Annotated in this window: 18 protein-coding genes and 1 tRNA gene; 6 read left to right on the top strand and 13 right to left on the bottom strand. The window is 70.6% G+C overall.

Annotated elements, in window-relative coordinates:
* Positions 1-211: 211 nt before the first annotated feature.
* On the bottom strand, positions 212-2,671 hold the full coding sequence (locus tag BLV05_RS14550) for a lamin tail domain-containing protein (RefSeq protein ID WP_063932502.1): 2,460 nt from the start codon (positions 2,669-2,671) through the stop codon (positions 212-214).
* 177 nt (positions 2,672-2,848) lie between these two features.
* Between BLV05_RS14550 and BLV05_RS14545 the strand changes: the two genes are divergently transcribed.
* The 3 genes from BLV05_RS14545 (at position 2,849) to BLV05_RS14535 (ending at position 5,210) form a co-directional block, all read left to right on the top strand.
* Complete coding sequence (locus BLV05_RS14545; RefSeq protein WP_046767349.1) at positions 2,849-3,811, top strand: NAD(P)-dependent alcohol dehydrogenase; 963 nt, start codon at positions 2,849-2,851, stop codon at positions 3,809-3,811.
* A 137-nt stretch (positions 3,812-3,948) separates the two neighbouring features.
* Positions 3,949-4,479: a DUF1772 domain-containing protein gene (locus BLV05_RS14540; protein ID WP_052762213.1), complete on the top strand. Its 531-nt coding sequence runs from the start codon at positions 3,949-3,951 to the stop codon at positions 4,477-4,479.
* A 20-nt stretch (positions 4,480-4,499) separates the two neighbouring features.
* Positions 4,500-5,210, top strand: a complete 711-nt coding sequence (locus tag BLV05_RS14535; RefSeq protein WP_046767350.1) for a helix-turn-helix domain-containing protein — start codon at positions 4,500-4,502, stop codon at positions 5,208-5,210.
* Here the strand turns inward: BLV05_RS14535 and BLV05_RS14530 are convergent.
* The 4 genes from BLV05_RS14530 to BLV05_RS14515 form a co-directional block, all read right to left on the bottom strand.
* Positions 5,192-5,770, bottom strand: coding sequence for a dihydrofolate reductase family protein (locus BLV05_RS14530; RefSeq protein WP_046767351.1), 579 nt, complete (start codon positions 5,768-5,770; stop codon positions 5,192-5,194). The genes BLV05_RS14535 and BLV05_RS14530 overlap by 19 nt on opposite strands.
* Positions 5,771-5,851: 81 nt before the next feature.
* Positions 5,852-6,973: a baeRF11 domain-containing protein gene (locus tag BLV05_RS14525; protein WP_046767352.1), complete on the bottom strand. Its 1,122-nt coding sequence runs from the start codon at positions 6,971-6,973 to the stop codon at positions 5,852-5,854.
* 12 nt (positions 6,974-6,985) lie between these two features.
* Positions 6,986-7,699, bottom strand: coding sequence for a response regulator (locus tag BLV05_RS14520; protein WP_046767353.1), 714 nt, complete (start codon positions 7,697-7,699; stop codon positions 6,986-6,988).
* Complete coding sequence (locus tag BLV05_RS14515; RefSeq protein ID WP_197683654.1) at positions 7,696-8,898, bottom strand: sensor histidine kinase; 1,203 nt, start codon at positions 8,896-8,898, stop codon at positions 7,696-7,698. The genes BLV05_RS14520 and BLV05_RS14515 overlap by 4 nt, the downstream gene beginning before the upstream one ends.
* A 174-nt stretch (positions 8,899-9,072) precedes the next feature.
* On the opposite strand from BLV05_RS14515, the gene BLV05_RS14510 reads away from it, so the two are divergent.
* Both BLV05_RS14510 and BLV05_RS14505 read left to right on the top strand, forming a co-directional pair.
* A complete protein-coding gene (locus BLV05_RS14510) occupies positions 9,073-10,380 on the top strand; it encodes a pectin acetylesterase-family hydrolase (protein ID WP_082155015.1) in 1,308 nt (435 codons plus the stop codon).
* A gap of 81 nt (positions 10,381-10,461) precedes the next feature.
* The gene (locus BLV05_RS14505; protein ID WP_157524255.1) at positions 10,462-10,608 is read left to right on the top strand and encodes a hypothetical protein; all 147 of its coding nucleotides are present in this window, start codon (positions 10,462-10,464) and stop codon (positions 10,606-10,608) included.
* Here BLV05_RS14505 and BLV05_RS14500 read toward each other — a convergent pair.
* From BLV05_RS14500 to BLV05_RS14485, 3 genes are all read right to left on the bottom strand, one after another.
* Positions 10,598-10,954 (bottom strand): hypothetical protein, encoded by a 357-nt coding sequence (locus BLV05_RS14500; RefSeq protein ID WP_152690618.1) that lies wholly within the window; start codon positions 10,952-10,954, stop codon positions 10,598-10,600. The two genes, BLV05_RS14505 and BLV05_RS14500, sit on opposite strands and share 11 nt — an antisense overlap.
* A gap of 1,025 nt (positions 10,955-11,979) precedes the next feature.
* A complete protein-coding gene (locus BLV05_RS14490; protein ID WP_152690619.1) occupies positions 11,980-13,437 on the bottom strand; it encodes an MFS transporter in 1,458 nt (485 codons plus the stop codon).
* Entirely contained in the window at positions 13,434-14,171 is a 738-nt protein-coding gene (locus BLV05_RS14485) for an SDR family oxidoreductase (RefSeq protein WP_231948819.1), read from the bottom strand. The genes BLV05_RS14490 and BLV05_RS14485 overlap by 4 nt, the downstream gene beginning before the upstream one ends.
* A 93-nt stretch (positions 14,172-14,264) precedes the next feature.
* On the opposite strand from BLV05_RS14485, the gene BLV05_RS14480 reads away from it, so the two are divergent.
* A complete protein-coding gene (locus BLV05_RS14480) occupies positions 14,265-14,870 on the top strand; it encodes a TetR/AcrR family transcriptional regulator (protein ID WP_046767476.1) in 606 nt (201 codons plus the stop codon).
* Here the strand turns inward: BLV05_RS14480 and BLV05_RS14475 are convergent.
* The 5 genes from BLV05_RS14475 to rsfS form a co-directional block, all read right to left on the bottom strand.
* Positions 14,810-16,096 carry a tyrosine-type recombinase/integrase gene (locus tag BLV05_RS14475; RefSeq protein ID WP_152690620.1) on the bottom strand — a complete coding sequence of 429 codons (1,287 nt, stop codon included), beginning with the start codon at positions 16,094-16,096 and terminating at the stop codon, positions 14,810-14,812. The genes BLV05_RS14480 and BLV05_RS14475 overlap by 61 nt on opposite strands.
* The gene (locus BLV05_RS14470; protein ID WP_152690621.1) at positions 16,093-16,491 is read right to left on the bottom strand and encodes a helix-turn-helix transcriptional regulator; all 399 of its coding nucleotides are present in this window, start codon (positions 16,489-16,491) and stop codon (positions 16,093-16,095) included. The genes BLV05_RS14475 and BLV05_RS14470 overlap by 4 nt, the downstream gene beginning before the upstream one ends.
* Positions 16,492-16,513: 22 nt before the next feature.
* Positions 16,514-16,586, bottom strand: a tRNA-Ala gene (locus tag BLV05_RS14465).
* 113 nt (positions 16,587-16,699) lie between these two features.
* Positions 16,700-17,335, bottom strand: coding sequence for a histidine phosphatase family protein (locus BLV05_RS14460; RefSeq protein WP_046767358.1), 636 nt, complete (start codon positions 17,333-17,335; stop codon positions 16,700-16,702).
* Positions 17,332-17,730, bottom strand: coding sequence for a ribosome silencing factor (gene rsfS / locus BLV05_RS14455; RefSeq protein WP_046767359.1), 399 nt, complete (start codon positions 17,728-17,730; stop codon positions 17,332-17,334). The genes BLV05_RS14460 and rsfS overlap by 4 nt, the downstream gene beginning before the upstream one ends.
* Positions 17,731-17,750 lie beyond the last annotated feature (20 nt).

The following is a 17,750-nucleotide window of genomic DNA, read 5'->3' as shown; positions in this document are numbered from 1 at the left end:
GCGCTGGGCGCCTCGTGCGCCGTGGGCCCGTCAAGGGCGAGTTACTACGGCCAGGGCAGCAGTAACCCGGCCTTCACAACGCCAATGGACTTGACGCAGAGCCTCCGTCGGCCCGGACCGCCGCTGCGGACCGCGTTCCGGACCGGGCCGGACCGTCGCCGCCCGGACCGCCGTCCCGGGGAGGGCGGCGGTCCGGGCGGCGCTGGCCGGATCAGCTCACGCCGAGCCCGCCGCGCCGGCGCTGGATCATGACCAGCCCGAGCCCGGCCAGCGCCAGCAGCACACCTGCGGCGACGAGGGTGCCGGCCGCGCCACCGGTGTCCGGCAGCGCCTCGCCGTCGCCGTCATCGGTGCCTGCATCCGCGCCGCCGCCGTCGTCCGTACCGTCGGCACCGCCGGCGCCGTCGTCCGTGCCCGCGTCGGAGCCGTCGTCCGATCCGTCCTCCGCGCCGTCCTCCGCGCCGTCCTCGGCGCCGTCGTCGCCGCCCGGCTCCTCCGGGTCCGGGCAGGGCAGCGTGCCCGCCCGCAGCGAGTGGCCGTCGGTGTCGTTGTCGTCGGTCCAGTAGACCGGCCGCACGCCGTCGGCGCAGCGATCGACCGGGGTGATCGCGAAGCCCTCGGTGTTGAGGTTCGCCATCCCCTCGGGCCGGGCCACCTGGCCGGCCGCCGTGAACGCGCCGTCGGCGCCCACCCGCAGCAGCGACGACGTGCCGTCGCACCCGTCGTCGCAGACCACCCAGAGCGTGCCGGTGGCGGCGTCGAAGTCCAGCGCCATGACGCCGGCCAGCTGCGGGTCGAGCTCGGCGAGCTGGTGGACGTCGCCGTCGTCGAGCAGCAGGTAGGCGAAGACCAGCCCGGTGCCCTCGATGCCGACGAAGTACACGCCGTCGCCGTGCTCGGCGTAGCCGTCCGGGTCGTAGGCCTCGCCGGTCGAGGCGTCGGCGAACCCGAGCTCGGTCAGGACGTCGTCAGGCACCCACTCGACCGCCTCGATGCCGGCGTTCGGGCCGGTCGGCGGCAGCTCGGCGGTGAGGTCCCATTCGGTCGACGCCGTCAGGCTCGCCTCGGCACCGGAGACGTCGAAGCGCAGCAGGCTGAGCTGGCTGAGGTCGTCGGCGTCGTTGTCGCGCTCGGTCCCGACCACGACGGAGCCGTCGCCCGTCACCGTCACGCCCTCGCTGTCCGGCGCGCCGACGCCGCCCGGGTAATGCAGCGGCTTGCCGGCCGCCCAGCCGTCGTCGCTGTTGTGCCAGACGGTGCCGTCCCACTCCAGCTTGTGCAACTGGCCGCGGCCGTTGTCGACCGCCCACAGGACGCCGTCGTCGTAGTCGATGCCGCTGAGGTCGCCGTCGAAGGCGTCCTCCTCGTCGACGACGGTGACGTCCGGGCCGCCGGGCCACGGGTCACCCGGCTCCGGCTCCGGCTCGGGCTCCGGGTCGCCGTCGCAGGCGTTCGGCGCGCCCTTGGTCGGCGTGGTGGTGGCCCGGAACTCGCCGGTGCCGTCGGGGCAGCGCCCGTACGTGGTCAGCGCGTGCTCGTCCCAGGCGTAGGAGTCGGCCAGCGTGCCGTTCGGCGTGTACAGGCGGGCCATGTCGCCGCCGCCCAGGCCGAACCCGAGCGCGGTCTCCTCGTGGACGTAGAAGCCGCCTGCTTCGACGACGGTCCCGGCTGGGATGGTCGAGAACCGGGTGTCGTCGTTGTCGCGGACCAGCCAGCCGGACAGGTCGACCGCCTCGGCGCCGGTGTTGACGAACTCGATCCAGTCGCCGGGCACGCCGTCGCTGGACTCGACCTCGTTGACCTTGACGACGTCCTGGCCGGCGACCGGCACGCAGTCGTTCGGGGCGCCCGGCGTCGCCGACGCCGTCACCGCGAACGCGCCGGTGCCGTCCGGGCAGCGGCCCGTGCTCGGCTCCGGCAGCGCGTCCCAGCCGTGCTCGTCGGCCACCGCGCCGTTGCCGTCGACCAACTCGACGCCGTCCACCTCGGCCGGCGCGAAGCCGAGCTCGTCCGCGTCGATCAGCAGCAGCCCGCCCGGCGCCAGCTCACCGGCCGGGACCTCGTAGCCGTCGTCGGCGCCGGCCGCGCGCAGGACGTGCCCGCCCAGCTCGAGCGCGGCACCACCGGGGTTGGCCAGCTCGACGAACCCGGCCGCGACCTCGTTGATGCGGGCCGGCGACGTGCAGTCGTTGGCCTCGCCACGGGTCGGCGCCGCCGTCTGGCGGACCTCGCCGGTGCCGTCCGGGCAGCGCCCGTACGTCGTCGTCGCGTGCTCGGTCCAGCTGAGGCTGTCGACCAGCTCGCCGCCGGCGTCGGACAGCCGGACGGTGTCGGCGGCGCCCAGCCCGAACTCGAACCCGGGTGTCTCGCCCTCGGCCGCGTCGAGGACCAGGTACCAGCCGGCCGGGATGACCGTGCCCGGCGGGAACACATAGTCCTCCGGGCCGCGGTCCTGATCGTCCTGGACCTTCCAGCCGGACAGGTCCACCGGCGCGTCGCCCGGATTGTGGAACTCCACCCAGTCCGGGTTCACCCGCTGCGAGACCTCGTTGACGACGACGCTCGCGACCTCGGTGTTCGCCGCCGCCGGTACTCCGGCCGCTCCCAGTGGGACCAGCCCCGCGACCGCCAGAACGGCGACCGCGGCTCTATGCGCTCTCCGCGCGCTCATGCCTGATTTCCCCCTCGTCGATGACGGCGGCCCCCAGCCGCCCCGCACAGCCAAGTGGGGCGACCTGTCCGGATCCGCAAGAACGGATGAACACCGGGCGAACTCGGGTACGCCGTACGCGTCGGTGGGTATGAAGGAGGATTGTCTGCTGGTCAGGGCCGGTGTTACGGTGCCGCGGTGAGGGCGGTGGTGTACGACCGCTACGGCCCGCCGGACGTGCTGCGCGTCGAGCAGGTCCCGGTGCCGTCGCCGGAACGCGACCAAGTGCTCGTCGAGGTCGTCGCGACCTCGGTGAACCTGTCCGACTGGGAGTGCCTGCGCGGCACGCCGCTGTACGCACGCCTGGGCGGCCCTCGCCGGCCGGCCCGCCGGGTGCTCGGCTCCGACATCGCCGGACGGGTCGAGGCGGTCGGCGCCGGGGTCACCCGGTTCCGCCCCGGCGACGAGGTGTACGGCGACAACCTCGCCCTCATGGGTGGCTTCGCCGAGTACGCCGTCGCCGCCGAGTCGGCGCTCGCACCCAAGCCGGACGGACTGACCTTCGCCCAGGCCGCGACGCTCCCCCAGTCCGGCGCCATCGCCCTGCAGGGGACGGCCGGCGGACGGCCCGGGCAGCGGATGCTGATCAACGGGGCCGGCGGCGGCACGGGCGCGTTCGCCGTCCAACTCGCCGAGCGCGCCGGGCTGCACGTGACCGGCGTCGACAACGCCGGCAAGCTCGCGTTCATGCGAACGGCCGGCGCCGACGAGGTGATCGACTACCGCAGCAGCGACTTCACCCGCGGCGGGCCGTACGACCGCATCCTCGACCTCGTCGCCCACCGGTCGGTGTTCGCCTACCGGCGAGCGCTCGCCCGTGGCGGCCGGTACCAGTGCGTCGGCGGGTCGACGCGCGCGCTGCTGCGCGTCCTCACGATCGGCGCCGTCGCCGGCCGGGTCACCGGGCGCCGGCTCGGCGTCCTCGTGGTCAAGCAGGGACCGGCGCACTTCCAGCCGCTGGCCGACCAGTGCGTGCGCGGCGACGTCCGCATCCACATCGACCGGACCTTCGACCTCGACGGCGTGCCCGAGGCGCTGGCCCGCGTCGGCACCGGGCTGGCGCTGGGCAAGGTCGTCGTCGAGGTGCGGCCGGGCGGATGACCGGCCGAGGGCGGGTTCGAGCGTCCACCTTGGCTGGACGAATGAGCATGAATCGACGACGCAGAGGCATTGTTCCGCCGGAAGTGTCGCGAGACAGTGGACGGAAGGTACTGAGACCGCAGACGAGGAGATCCGCTATGAGCGAGACGATGGGAACGACCGAACGCCGGGAGGCCGGGCGAGGTGACGGCTGGACCGGGCTCGTGCTCGGCGTGACGCTGCTGGCCGTGGTGCTGGTCACCGGGCTCAACTTCACCTTCTCCGCCGCCGTCATGCCCAACCTGGCCGACGTCGACGACCAGACCTTCGTGACCACCCTCCAGCGCTACAACGACAACCCGGTGTTCCCCGTCACCTTCACCCTGGCGCTGCTGCTGGCGATCGTGGCGCCGCTGGTGCTGCGCCGCTACGGCCCGCCGGCCGCCGTGCGCTGGTCCGTCGTCGCGCTCGTGCTCGTCGCCGTCGTCTTCGCCCTGACCATGATCGTCAACGTCCCGCTGAACACCGAGATCGACCAGCTCGGCGACCTCGGCGACGCCGCGGCCGTCACGGACGTCCGCGACCGGTTCGAGACGCAGTGGGTGGTCTCCAACGCCGTGCGCACCGTGCTCTCGATCGCGGCCGTGGGCGCGCTCACCCAGGCGCTCGTGCTGCGGAAGGCCCGTTGACGGCGGCGTATCCTGCGTCTGTGGGACTGCGGTTCGGGACGCGCGGCTCCGACTCGCCGTGGGTCGACGAGGTGTGGACGTGCACCAGCGAGCAGGTCACGCAGATGACCTCCGTCGCCGGGGTGCGCTGGGGCCTGGTGTTCTGGGCGGACGAGCGCGGCACCTACGCGGGCGTCTCCGGCCCCGAGACGAGGACCGGCACCGCGCCGGTGCCCGACGCCGCGACGTTCATGGGCATCGAGTTCGCCGTCGGCACCTCACTGCGGGCCGTGCCCACGGCGGCGCTGGTCGACGGCGGCATCGAGCTGCCCGACACCACGAACCGGACGTTCCGGCTCGACGGTTCGCGCTGGGAGACGCCGGGCGCCGACGACGCCGAGGCGCTGGTCCAGCGGCTGGTCCGGGCCGGCATCGTCGTCCGCGACCCGCTCGTCGCCCAGGTGCTGCACGGCCACCGTCCGGACGTCTCGGGACGCACGGTCGAGCGCCGGTTCCGCGGAGCGACCGGGCTGACCCGCGGCGCCGTCCGCCAGATCGAGCGGGCCCGGACGGCGGCCGAACTGCTGGCCGGTGGCGAGCCCGCCGCCGACGTCGTCGTCAAGCTCGACTACTTCGACGAGCCGCACCTGGCCCGGGCCCTGCGCTCGTACGTCGGACGGACCGCCCGCCAGCTGCGCGAGGGCGCCGGCGGTGCCATCGCGCTCGACCTGGATCAGCGCTTGACGTCGTAGACCAGCTTCATGATCCCGTTCGAGTAGGTCTCGGACTCGCGCAGACTCAGCAGCTGCTTCGCGCGGTCGGCCCGACCGAAGACGCTCTTGCCGGCACCGAGCAGCACCGGGAAGACGAGCAGGTTGTACTGGTCGATGAGGTCGGTGTCGGACAGCCGCTGCGCGAGCACGGCGCTGCCGTGGATGTAGATCGCGCCGCCGTCGCCCTCCTTGAGCGCCGCGACGTCATCGGTGGAGCGCAGGAACGTGATGGGTCCCCAGTCGTCGACGACGGCGTCGTCGGGCAGCGTGGACGAGACCACGTACTTGGGCAGCTCCTTGTAGGAGACGTGGTCCTGCGACGTGGGCCAGGTCGGCGCGAACAGCTCGTAGCTGCGACGGCCGAACATCAGCGCCGACGTGTCCTCGAGCTCCTCGCCCTTGAGCGTCCACGCCTCGGGGACGAACTCGAGGTCCTTGAACACCCACCCGGCGCTGCGGTGCTCCTCACCCGGGCCGCCGCCCGGGGAGTCGACGACGCCGTCGAGCGACATGAACCCGGTGTAGACCAGCTTGCGCATCGTGCTTCTCCTCGTGGTCGGTGTCGCGCCCACGCTAGACCCGGGCCTGCGCCGTCGTCTTGGACGGAAACGACAGCGGGCTCAGAACGCGAACCGGAACACGGCCGCGACCGGCCCGCCGCCGGGCACGTCGTCGGCGCGGACCGCCAGCACGCGGCCGCCGGCCAGCAACGCGCGCCGGGCGATCTCGTCGACGATGCCGTAGCTGGCGGCATCGTCGGCGGCCGGCGTCACCGCGCCGGACTCGTCGTCGACGTAGCCGGGCAGCTTCTCGTCGATGTCGACGATCAGGGTGTCGACGACGCCGTAGGTCGCGGCGCGGGCGACGGTCGCGACGTCCGCGGACGAGCGGCCCTGATCGAAGCGCAGCTCGTACAGCTCGCGGAACTCGGCGAGCTGCCGCGCGTAGACCTCGTCGAGGACGGCCCGCGCGTGGTCGGCCAGTTCCGCGTCGGTGCTGCCCTCCGGGCTGCCCGCGATGCCGTGCCCGGCCAGGTGCGGGTAGCTGTTCACCGAGCGGTAGATGGCGTCCAGCGGCTCGGTGGCGGCGAGGATCAGCGGCAACTCCAGGCCGGTGAGCACACCGCGCAGCGCCTGGTCGATCTTGCGCGCGTACTGGCGCAGCCGGACCTTCTGCCCCTCCGAGCCCTGGATGCGGCCGACCGGCGCGCGGTCGGCGATCGACGACTTGCCGGCCGCCGACGCCGCGTCGGACGGCAGCCCCGGAACGTCGACCGTGAACGGCGGCCCGTCGCGCGTGACCTCGACCAGCCGCACCGAGCCGGCCGCGAGCGCGAGCACGAACGCGGCCTGCGGGAACGTGACGGCGCGCAGCAGCGGCTTCACGTAGAAGCGGTCGCTGACCTCGACGACGCCGGTCAGCTCGTTCGGCAGCCTGAACACCGTCACCCCGCCCGGCGAGGCGAACACCGCCAGGCTGCGCGCCTGCTCGGCCCAGAAGTCGTCGTCCTCGACGAGGTCGTCCAGCGACTCGCGGACGTCGGCGACCGCGCCGCGGCCGGCCCCCGCCTCGTCCAGCTGCCGCGTCGCCTCGGCGGCCAGGTTCTTCAGCTCGATCCGGCCCGCCTGCGCCTGCTGCGTGACCGGACTCGTCGGCACGTACACCGACACGCTCGCCTCGTGCCGCGCCGCGATCAGCCGCTCGAGCTGGGCGCGCGTCGGGATGTCCGTATGGAGCGTCACCTCACCACCGTCTCACAATGCGGATGGCGGGCCAAGCCGTTCGCCGGAAGGCCGCGCGTCGTGGTCGCCGACACTCACCAGACCGGTTTCATAGGCGGCGATCACGGCTTGCACGCGGTCACGAAGGCCGAGCTTGCCGAGTATCCGCGCAACATGGGTCTTCACCGTCGCCTCCGACAGGTGCAGTCGCGACGCGAGCTCCGCATTGCTCAGACCACGTGCCAGCAGGGCCAGCACCTCCAGTTCGCGCGGCGTCAAGGCGGCCAGGTCGCGGTGCAGCGCCGCGGCGTCATCGTCGCGATGGGCGAAGCGCTCCACGAGCCTACGAGTGATCGATGGGGCCAGCAGGGCATCGCCGTCGCGGACCATCCGCACGGCCGCGACGAGCGCCTCAGGGGTGACGTCCTTCAGCAGGAACCGGCTGGCGCCGGCCGCCAAGGCCGCGTACACATATCGGTCGAGGTCGAAGGTGGTGAGGACGATGACGCGCGGTTGCGGACCGTCGCCACTCAGGATGCGGCGCGTGGCTTCCAGCCCGTCGAGCTCAGGCATCCGAATATCCATCAACACCAGGTCGGGACGTACCGAGCGCACCGCAGCGACAGCCTCCTCGCCGGTGGCGGCCTCGGCCACGACCTCGATGCCGTCGGCATTGAGGATCATCCGGAACCCGGTACGGACCAACGTCTGATCGTCGGCGATCACCACACGCAGCGGGTCGGTCACGAGTCCTCCACGGGAATCGATGCGGTGACACGGTAGCCGCCGGTGGGCAGGCGAGCGGCTTCAACGGTGCCGTTGTACACCGCCACGCGCTCGCGCAGCCCGATCAGTCCCCGCATGTTTCCGGACGACGCCGACTCCCCCGCCGTTCCTCCGGTGTCGACGACCTCCACTCTGAGTTCGCGCTCCCCGTAGACGACGTCGACGGAGGCGGACGCCCCGACGGCGTGCTTGACGCTGTTGGTCAGCGCCTCCTGCACCACCCGATACGCCGCGAGTTCGATTCCTCGCGGCAACGGGCGTTCAGCTCCGGTGATGGTCAGGTCGACGTCCAACCCGGCGTCGCGCACCCGCGACACGAGAGACGGCAACGACGACACGCCCGGCTGCGGTTCCAACTCTGCCGCGTCGCCTTCGTCGCGGCCGTCACCGTCGGTGGTCAGCAGCCCCATGGCTTGCCGCAGCTCGACCATGGCCGCCCTGCCACCGGACTCGACCGCGAGCAGCGCCTCGCTGGCTTCGGCGGGCGAGGTGAGCATCACTTTCCGCGCGGCGCCCGCCTGGATGATCATGACGGCGACATTGTGCGTGACCACGTCGTGCAGCTCGCGAGCGATTCGCGCGCGTTCTTCTTCCGCTGCCCGCCGTAATGCTTCCGCCTGCCGCCGTTCGAGGTCGGCGAGCTCGGTGCGTCGTTCGTCGGCTCGAAGCTTCCACCGCCGCAGTCCGTCGGCCGCCACGGCGATCGGCACCATGACCACGAGCGGTATGTACTGGGTGGGGGCGACGGGCAACACCGAATCGACGGCAGTGCTGAAGATCAGTACGGCGACGCCGACGGTGGCGAGAGTCGGAATCCGGTACGGGCTGTACGCCGCAGCCGAGTACGCGGCGATGACGCACGCGTAGAACGTCAGTCTCGGCTGATCTGCCGACGCCACCAGTGTCGCCGCGATCACGACCCACAGGACCGCCAGCGGGTAGCGACGGCGCACCACCAGAGCTGCCGCAGCGATCACCGCGCCGATCAGCAACACTGCAGAGTCGTCGGAGGAGATCTCCGTGCGTGCGTACTGCACCATGGCTGTACCCAGAACCACCGCCAACGCGACGTCGAACAGCAGATTGCGCCGCGTGGGCTCGGGCGGCTGGCCGGCCGAGCGCGTCAGCAGCCGCCAGCCGGTCCGTATGTGGTCGCGCACCTGTCCATTCTCGCCCGCCACCTCCCCGGCCGGCGTCGTCAGTGATGACGAGGCAGGGTCATTCTGCGGACTACATCGCGGGGATGACCCAGCACGAGGTCAATCGAACGCGGTACCGAAAATGCGCCGTGCGGCGGACGCGCACAGATAAGTCGTGTCCATAGTGTTCCCACCATGGACGAGAAGCCACCTGACCCGAGCCACGATGACGAGCCGAAACGCTGGGCACCACCATTCAGCGGCCGGGTCGCCGCTGCCATTGCCGTCGTTTTAGCGCTCCTGTTGGCCGGCGGCGCATACGTCCTCACCGGCGGCAACGACTCGGCAGCGGATGGGTCCGACCCGCTCGCCTTCGCGCAGTGTATGCGTGACAACGGCATCGCCGATTTCCCCGAACCGAACGCGGACGGAATCGCCCTTCCGGAGAGTATCGACATGGATTCGCCGAAGTTCCAGGCCGCCGAGAAGGCGTGTGAAGACCTGATGCCGGTGCCGGACCACACCGAAGCGAACGAATCGGATGCTTCGGACAGCGCGTCCGCCTGGGAGAAGGTCGTGCCGGGCGGCGACTGCGAGTGCGCCGACGGCTCCGAGTACAGCTTCTACGCGCGCGAAGCCAGCACGGAGAAGGTCGTCCTCTTCCTCGACGGCGGCGGCGGATGCTGGTCGGCAGCGACGTGCGCACCGGACGGAACGAACGACTACCAGACGACGGTCGAGACACCCAGCGGCTCAGGCGTCCTCGACTTCGCGGACGAGCGCAACCCGTTCGCCGACTACTCCATGGTGTTCGTGCCGTACTGCACTGGTGACGTGCATCTCGGCAACGCCGTCACCGAGTACACCTCCGACCTGACAGTCCATCACAAGGGGTACGTCAACGGCACCGCCGCCCTGGATCATCTGGCCGACACGTTCCCCGACGCCGAAGAGATCGTCGTGATCGGTGCCAGCGCCGGATCCGTCAGCGCTCCCCTCTATGCCGGGATGGTGGCAGATCGTTTCCCCGACGCCGAGATCACGTCGATCGCGGACTCCTCGGGCGCCTATCCCGACGCACCCGAATTCAACGACGACATTCTCACCGCTAGCGGATGGGGCACCACCGACGCCCTGTCGACCGTCACATCGGACCTGCGCAGCATGCCCGAGCTGTACATCTCCGCCGCGCAGCGCCATCCCGACATCACGTTCGCGCGATTCGACCACGCCTACGACGAGGTGCAGGCGTACTTCGTCTTGCTCGCCGCGGCGTCCGCGGACGACCTTCTCGCCCTCATCGACGCCAACGAGACGCAGATCGAAGAGGCCGGAGTGAACCTGCTCAGCTACACCGCACCCGGCGACCAGCATGTCGTGCTGGACGACGACGCCTTCTTCGACGAAACCGTGGGCGCAACCGCACTGGTCGACTGGGTCGCCGACGTCGTCGAAGGAAGCCCGGTCGAGGACGTGCATTGCACCGACTGCACCGCCGGCTGACGCCGGATGAGCCGGCCATGCCCGATGTGGCCCGGCGCGGGCAGCAGAACGGCCTGGCCCGGGGCCGCGGTCGCGCATCAGGTGCGCCTCATCACCGGACTGCACACCGGGTCGGGGGCCTTCACCGTCGCCTGGTCACCCACCGAACCGCCGCTGGACGACCAGTGGGATGAGGTCGTCGAGGTCTCCCTCGACGTCGCCGAGACGACGGCGGCGCTCACCAGCTGACGACCTGCACCCGCTCACGCTGCCCGCCGTCGGGCCGCACCGGGTCCGCTTCAGCGCCGCGGGCTTCGAAGCCGGACGGCAGATCGACAACGCGCGCCCTGGCCCGGACCGGTATCTCCTGCAGCTCTGGCCGGCGCCGCCGGTGCCCGACCGGATCATCCGTCAGACCAGCGCGCACGCTGCCCACTTGGCACAACGTCGCCTGGAAAAGCTGACGTCGCCGGGCACCCGACAACCTGGCGATCATGGGCGCTGAAACGTGCCGGAAGGCGAGCTCCCCCTGACGGTGGGCGGGGACCGCCAGGCCGGCTTCACGGCCGCCACGACCGTACACGGGGAACCGCATGCGGTCACGTGACCTGGTGGTCATGCCCACGGCCGTCCCGACTGCGACACCAGTCCTGTCGACACCGCCACTACCGAGCGTGGTCGAGGGCCTGTCCCGGGACCATAAGCGGCGTCCGGCCGGAGCAAATCCACCCAACCTGGCGTGGTGTGACCCGCGATGGTCAGGTGCTCCTACGAGCTTGAGCCCGTGCGCGCCAACCGATGATGTTGGATGGCGAGGGCGCCGTCGCCCCGGACGGACATCTGTACGCTTTCAGGTGTAGCCATCGCCGTCACGCCAAGGTCGGCGGCGACTTGCGGCGGCCGTCGCGGTCGTAGAGGCGGACCGTCCGTAGGCCCGCCTCCCCTGCCGTCGACGAACGACCTTTCTGTCCGGGCCGCCCAGTACCTTGCCGCGCCGGGTAGTCTCAGGGAGCCCCACGCCGGCCATCGTAACGGCCAGTTGCCGCCCGGTCGCCCCACGGCCACGACTGGTGGCGGAACCACTGCTGACCTGCAGACAGGAGCAGCATGACTGCGGCACTCGCGCGGCACGGTTCGCGGTCCGCAGCCGCCAGGCCGTCTTCGTCGCCGGCCTCGCCCTCGAGGTTCGCCGAAGGATCGGGACGGTCAGATCACCGTGCAGGGCGGGCTCGGCCCCAGGACCTCCTGGGAAGACGCGGTCATGATCCGCCCCGCCGACGCCAAGATCCCGGTGTTCACCGTCCTGCGCAACCACGACTGGCGCCCATGCCTCGACTGGTTCGACGCCCGGCTCTTCGAGAAATAGCGACATCGACGCGCCTTCTCGCTCACCGCCATCCGATCGGGCAGGCTCACCATGTCGCCACCATCCCCGATCATGCACACCCCCACGGACGTCTCGACCACCACCGCGCCTGCACGCCCGGTGAAGACCAGAACACCTCACGTACTTCGAACCACCGCGACGCGCTCCCGTAGCTGACCGGACAGTCCCCGCCGCGGGAGGGGCGCCTCGCGACCCCACGCCAAGGCCCGGTCTGGAAACCTCGGCATGGAGGATCAGCCCGTGGTGGGGGTATCGGGGTTCTCGAGGGCGGCCGGTTCCTGCTGGCTCCTCGGCAGCGCCCGGGTGAGGGCGGCCCCGATGAGCGCGGTGCCGGCCAGTGCCCAGATGCCCCAGTGGTAGCCGCTGAGCTGCGCGGCCTGCGTCAGGCCCGGTGACCCGCTGCCGGCGTCGCCGGTTGCGGCGGCGAGGGCAGCGACGAGGGCCAGACCAACGGCGCCGCCGCCTTGGTAGGCGGTGGTGGCCAGGCCGGACGCGGCACCGGCGACGGATCCGGGGACTGCGCTGGTGCAGACGACGAAGGAGCTGACGATCGAGACGCCCATCCCCACTCCCCAGGGGACGGTCGGCGCTACCAGCGCGATGGAGAGTGGCCCGCTGGCATCGCCGACGATCGCCCAGATCGCGAGTGTCGCGGCCTGGACGAGTAGCCCCATGCCCAAGGCGTTGTGCGGGCCGAGTCGCCCGATGATCCAGGGAGCCAGCCGGGTGCCCGTGAAGGCGGCCAGGGGGATCGGCACGTAGGCGAGTGTCGCCTGCAGCGGCGCGAGTCCGCGGGTCTCCTGCAGGTACAAGGTGACGAAGAAGAAGGTCCCCAGCAGTACGGTTCCTACGAGCGCGAAGATGCTGTTGCCGACGGTGATCGACCGGATCCGCAACAGTGCGGGCGGTATGAGGGGGTTGGCTGCGTACCGTTGCCGGAGCGCGAGGATGAGCGCGAAGACGACCGCGCCCACGGTCGCGGCGATCGTGGTTGCCGCCGATGGTCCGCTGGCCTCCAGCGACACCGCAGCCAGCGCGGCCAGGCTCAACGTGCCGGTGGCCGCGACGGCGCCCAGGAGGTCGACCGGCGTCGGCGTCGGCGGTGGTGCTGGTAGGCCGGTCAGCGCGATCGCGGTGATGATCACACCGAGTGGCACATTGGTCCAGAAGATCAGGTGCCAGTCGAGTTCGGTGAAGAACCCGCCCACGGTCAGCCCGATGGGCGCGGCCACGGCTCCCAAGCTGGCGAAGATGCCCAGTGCACGAACCCTGGAGGGGCCCTCGGGAAAGATGTCGGTGATCAGCGCCAGAGCTGCCGGCATCACCAACGCCGCGCCCACACCCTGGACCGCGCGGCCGATCAACAGATGCCACGGTTCGACCGCCAACCCGCAGCCGACCGAAGCGGCGGTGAACAGCGCGGTCCCGGCGACGAACAGACGTCGGCGCCCGAGCGCGTCGGCCAGGCGGCCGGCCGCCAGGAGCAGTCCGGCGAAGGCGATGAGATAGCAGTTCACCACCCACGAGATCTCGGTGTGGCTGTAGCCGAGGTCGTCCTTGATCACCGGCAGCGCGATATTGACCACGGCGGCGTCCATCACAGTGAGGAACTCGATGCCGACCAGGGCGCCGAACGGCACCCAGCTCGGCAGGCGTGTGCGCGTCCCGGCAGGAGGGGCCTCCTGGGTCACAGCAGCGCCCCGCCGGACGTGTCGATGTGCTGCCCGGTGACCCAGCGGCTGTCGTCCGAGGCCAGGAAGGCGACCACGTCGCCGATGTCCGACGGCTGAGCGACGCGGCCCAGAGGTGACTGCATGGCCACCATGTCGCGTGCGTGATCGAGCCAGGCAGCGTTCATGTCGGTGTCGACGACGCCGGGTGCCACGGCATTGACGGTGATACCGCGTTCCCCGAGCTGTTTGCCCAAGGTGGCGGTGAAGACGTCGATGGCGCCCTTGGTCATGGCGTAGCCGATCAGGTCCGGCTGCGCGGCGCCCCGCGTCAGGTGCGTGGAGACGTTGACGATCCGGCCGCCGTCACTGATGCGTGGCAGGGCGAGCTTGGTGACGAAGAACGGGGCCAGGGTGTTGACCGCCAGCAGACGCGCGAGACTGTCGAACTCGACGTCGTCGATCGTGCCCCGGCCGTCGGCGATGCCGGCGTTGTTGACCAGGACGTCGAGCCGGTCGCTGATCGCGTCGAACCCCGCCCAGAGCGCGGCGGCGTCCTGCTCGATGTCGTGGCCACCCAGCGTGGCACCGAGGATGTCGGCCCGGCCACCTGCTTGCCGGATTGACGTGGCGGTCGCCTGGGCGGCCTCCTGGTTGGCGCCGTAGTGAACCACCACGTGCGCCCCCTCGGCGGCGAGACGCCGCGAGATCGCCTGGCCGATACCACGCCCGCCGCCGGTCACCAGTGCCGTCATTCCGTCCAGTTTCATATCCCACCCTCGTTCCATAGCGATCGATACGGAAATGACGATAACACGTTCCAGAGCGATCGCTATAGAATGCCGGACATGGCCGCCAGGACAGGACGCCCGAGAGGCTTCGACCGCGACGCCGCCCTCGAACAAGCGATGCTGCTGTTCTGGGAGCGCGGCTACGACACCGTGTCGATCCGCGACCTCACCGAGGCGATGGGGATCACCGCACCGAGCCTGTACACAGCCTTCTCCGACAAGCAGAGCCTCTTCGAGGAAGCGGTCGAGGCCTATGCGCGCCGGTACGGCGCCTACATCCAGGAGGCCATCGAGACAGAACCCACCGCATACCGAGCCGTCCGCCGACTGCTGGCGCAGGCGGCGATTCAGCAGACTCTGCCCGGCCGTCCCGCCGGATGCCTCATTCTCAACGGTGCCACCAACCACACCACCGCTTCCGGGTCGATCGCAGCAGACCTGCGAGCGCGCCGCACCCAGACATCAAGCCTGATCGAGGGCATGATCCTGGCCGATATCGAGCGGAGAGAACTCCCTGCCGACACGGACGCTCACGCACTCGCCACGTTCTCAGTCGCCGTCTGGCAAGGGCTCTCACAACTCGCTAGAGACGGGCACGACCGTCAGGACCTCGAAGACGTCGTGGCTACAGCGATGACCACCTGGCCCACCGGCAACCCGTGAAGATCGGCCGAGGAACTCTGCGACACCATCGCTGAAGAGCGGTCGCGGGGTCGGAGCGTCTTCTCCAGCACGGCGGCCGCCTGGTAGTCGATCGACTGATCCGGCTCGACGTAGTGACCCTCGGTGATCGCTTTCGAGGTATGCCCCAGGTGAGTCGCTGCGGCTTCCATGCCGAGCCCGCGGGCCAGCACAGTTGCCCCCGTGCGGCGGTACCAGCGCGGGGTGATGCCGGTGTCTTGCAGCCCAGCGAGTACGAGGAATTCCCGGAACGTGCGCCGGAAGTTGTGCTGGCTCAGCGGGCCTCCGGTCCGGTTGGCGAAGATGGTGCGCTCCCGCTGCTCTGGACCCATGAGCGCGATGCGGCGCCGCAGCACCTCAGCCGCGAACGCCGGCACGGGGATCTGCCGGATCGACGCGTCGGTCTTGGGATGATCTTGGCGGAAAGTGCCTTTGCCCTGAACGTAGACGACCGTCCCTCGCACATGCGCCACCATCCCGCGCTTGCCGTCGACGATGTCGCAAGGTCGCAGCGCAAGCGCCTCCCCAGGTCGCATGGACGTGCCGAGCAGAACCTCGATCGCGTCGCGGACCTGCCCGTCCGGCTTGGGACCCTTCACGCCGGGGCCGGTTCGCCATGTCGCCGCCGCTGCACGGATGGCCTGCACCTGCTCGAGCGTGAGCGCTTGGATCTGGCTCTTCGGCTTCGCCAGAGGCGACGTGCCCTCGACCGGATTGCGGGGCATGGCGTCGTTGCGCAAGGCGAATGTGAAGAGCAGGTTGAGGACGGTCCTGGAGTGCTTGGCCCGCGAGTATGAGACCGCGAGTTCGGACTTGAGGAAGGACTCGACGCGCCCGGTGGTGATCTCGCCCAGCGTGTAGTGCTCGAAGAATGGCCGCACGTGCAGCCGCAGGTCATCGCGGTAGTTGTTCTTGGTGTTCTCCGAGATGTCGCGAAGTGCGAGATCGGCTAGCCAGAGCTCGACGAGGTCGCCTAACGGGCTGGACATGCTCAGCAGACCGCCTGTGCCGTATCCGGGCCGGCACACCAGCCGTTCTTTGAGTTCTGCCTGAGCGGCCGTGCGAGAGCCCGCGGTGGCGGTCACCTCACGCAGCTGGCCATCGAGGTCACGGAATCTGGTGCGCGCCACATAGCGGCGATGCCCACAGGTCCGGACGTTGATCGTGCCGTAGGTGCCGATCGCCGTGCGCGGCCGTCCCCCGCTCACCGGGAGCCTCCACGTGGGTGGCGCTTGGCATCGGCCCCCTCCATCCACGCCAGCCAGGCGTCGATCTCGCTGCGTCTGAACTGGAGTTCACGGCCCACGCGGAAGCCTCGCGGCCCGCGGCCTTGGCTACGAAGGTCGTAGAGCGTCTGGACGGTCACCCCCAGCTGGGTGGCCAGATCCTGCAAGGTCAGCGTCTCGCCGACGACGTTGCCCAGGCCGGGTGCCGCTGGTGGTTCGTCGTGTTCGTCGGAGCGTGTCTCGGAGTTCATGCCGGACAGGTGCACGAGACGCGCCGAGCGGCGCAGAGTCCGGCCAAGACAGGCCGAAGCCGCTGGTGAAGTGGTGAGTTTGTGGTGAGCGGCCATGCGGTCCTCCTGGATGAGGACTTCGAACATGGCCACTGACCAGCGGATTGGGTGGAGCTGAGGGGACTCGAACCCCTGACCCCCTCCATGCCATGGAGGTGCGCTACCAGCTGCGCCACAGCCCCGTGCCGAACGGCTTCGTAAGCTTAGCCGACGGCGAGGTGAACCACATAATCGGACCCACCCGCGGCAACCGGCCCCGAAAAGCGGGCCGATCGACCTCGGAGAGGCTACCAGTTCACCCCTCTTCGATCACCACTGGAGTGGGCAGGGTGCCGGCGTTGTGCTCGACCAGGATCCAGCCGTCGTCGCCCTCGCGCAGCATGGACCACGAGCAGTTGGACAGCCCGCCGACGTTGGTGAAGCGGTGCAGCGGCATGCCGATGAGGGCGGCGATGCCCAGCCGGGCCGCGCCGCCGTGGGAGGTGAGGACGGCGAGGCCATTCTCGGGCAGCCGGGCGGCGGCGTCGGTGACGGCGGCGAACATCCGCTCGGCGACTTCCTGGCGGGTCTCGCCGCCGCCGACGCGCAGCAGCGGGTCGCCGCCGCGCCAGGCCTTGTACTCGTCGGGCCAGTTGGCGGAGATCTCGGCTGACGTCAGGCCCTGCCAGTCGCCGGCGTAGGTCTCGCGCAGCCGCTGGTCGAGCTCGACGTCCAGGCCGACCAGGGCCGCGAGCGCGGCGATGGTGTCCTGGGCGCGCCGCAGGTCCGACGAGACCAGCAGGTCGGGCGCGAGCGCGGCCAGCCGGGCGGCGGCCTCGCGCGCCTGCTCGCGGCCGAGCTCGTCGAGATCGACATCGGTCTGGCCCTGGAAGCGCCCGGCGGCGTTCCACTCCGTCCGGCCGTGGCGCCAGAGCACGATGCGCCGGCTCACGCCCCGTCTCCGGCGCGGGGGCCGCGACCGGCGTTCACCTCGGCGGGCAGCTCGATGGTCGGGCAGTCCTTCCACAGCCGCTCGAGGGCGTAGAACACCCGCTCCTCGGCGTGCTGCACGTGCACGACGATCTCGACGTAGTCGAGCAGCACCCAGCGGCCCTCGCGCTCGCCCTCGCGACTGACGGGGCGGGCGCCGAGGTCGCGCAGCTTCTCCTCGACGGCGTCGACGACGGAGCGCACCTGGCGGTCGTTGGACGCCGAGCACACCAGGAACACGTCGGTGATGGCCATCCGCTCGGACACGTCGAATGCGACGATGTCGTCGGCCAGTTTGTCGGACGCGGCCTCCGCGGCGGCGACCGCCAGCTGGATGGCGCGATCGGTTGCGGTCAAGCGGCGTTCCTCCTCTTCCT

The sequence above is a fragment of the Jiangella alkaliphila genome, from assembly GCF_900105925.1.
Taxonomy (GTDB): Bacteria; Actinomycetota; Actinomycetes; order Jiangellales; family Jiangellaceae; genus Jiangella; species Jiangella alkaliphila.
This window is presented reverse-complemented; position numbering and strand designations above follow the sequence as displayed.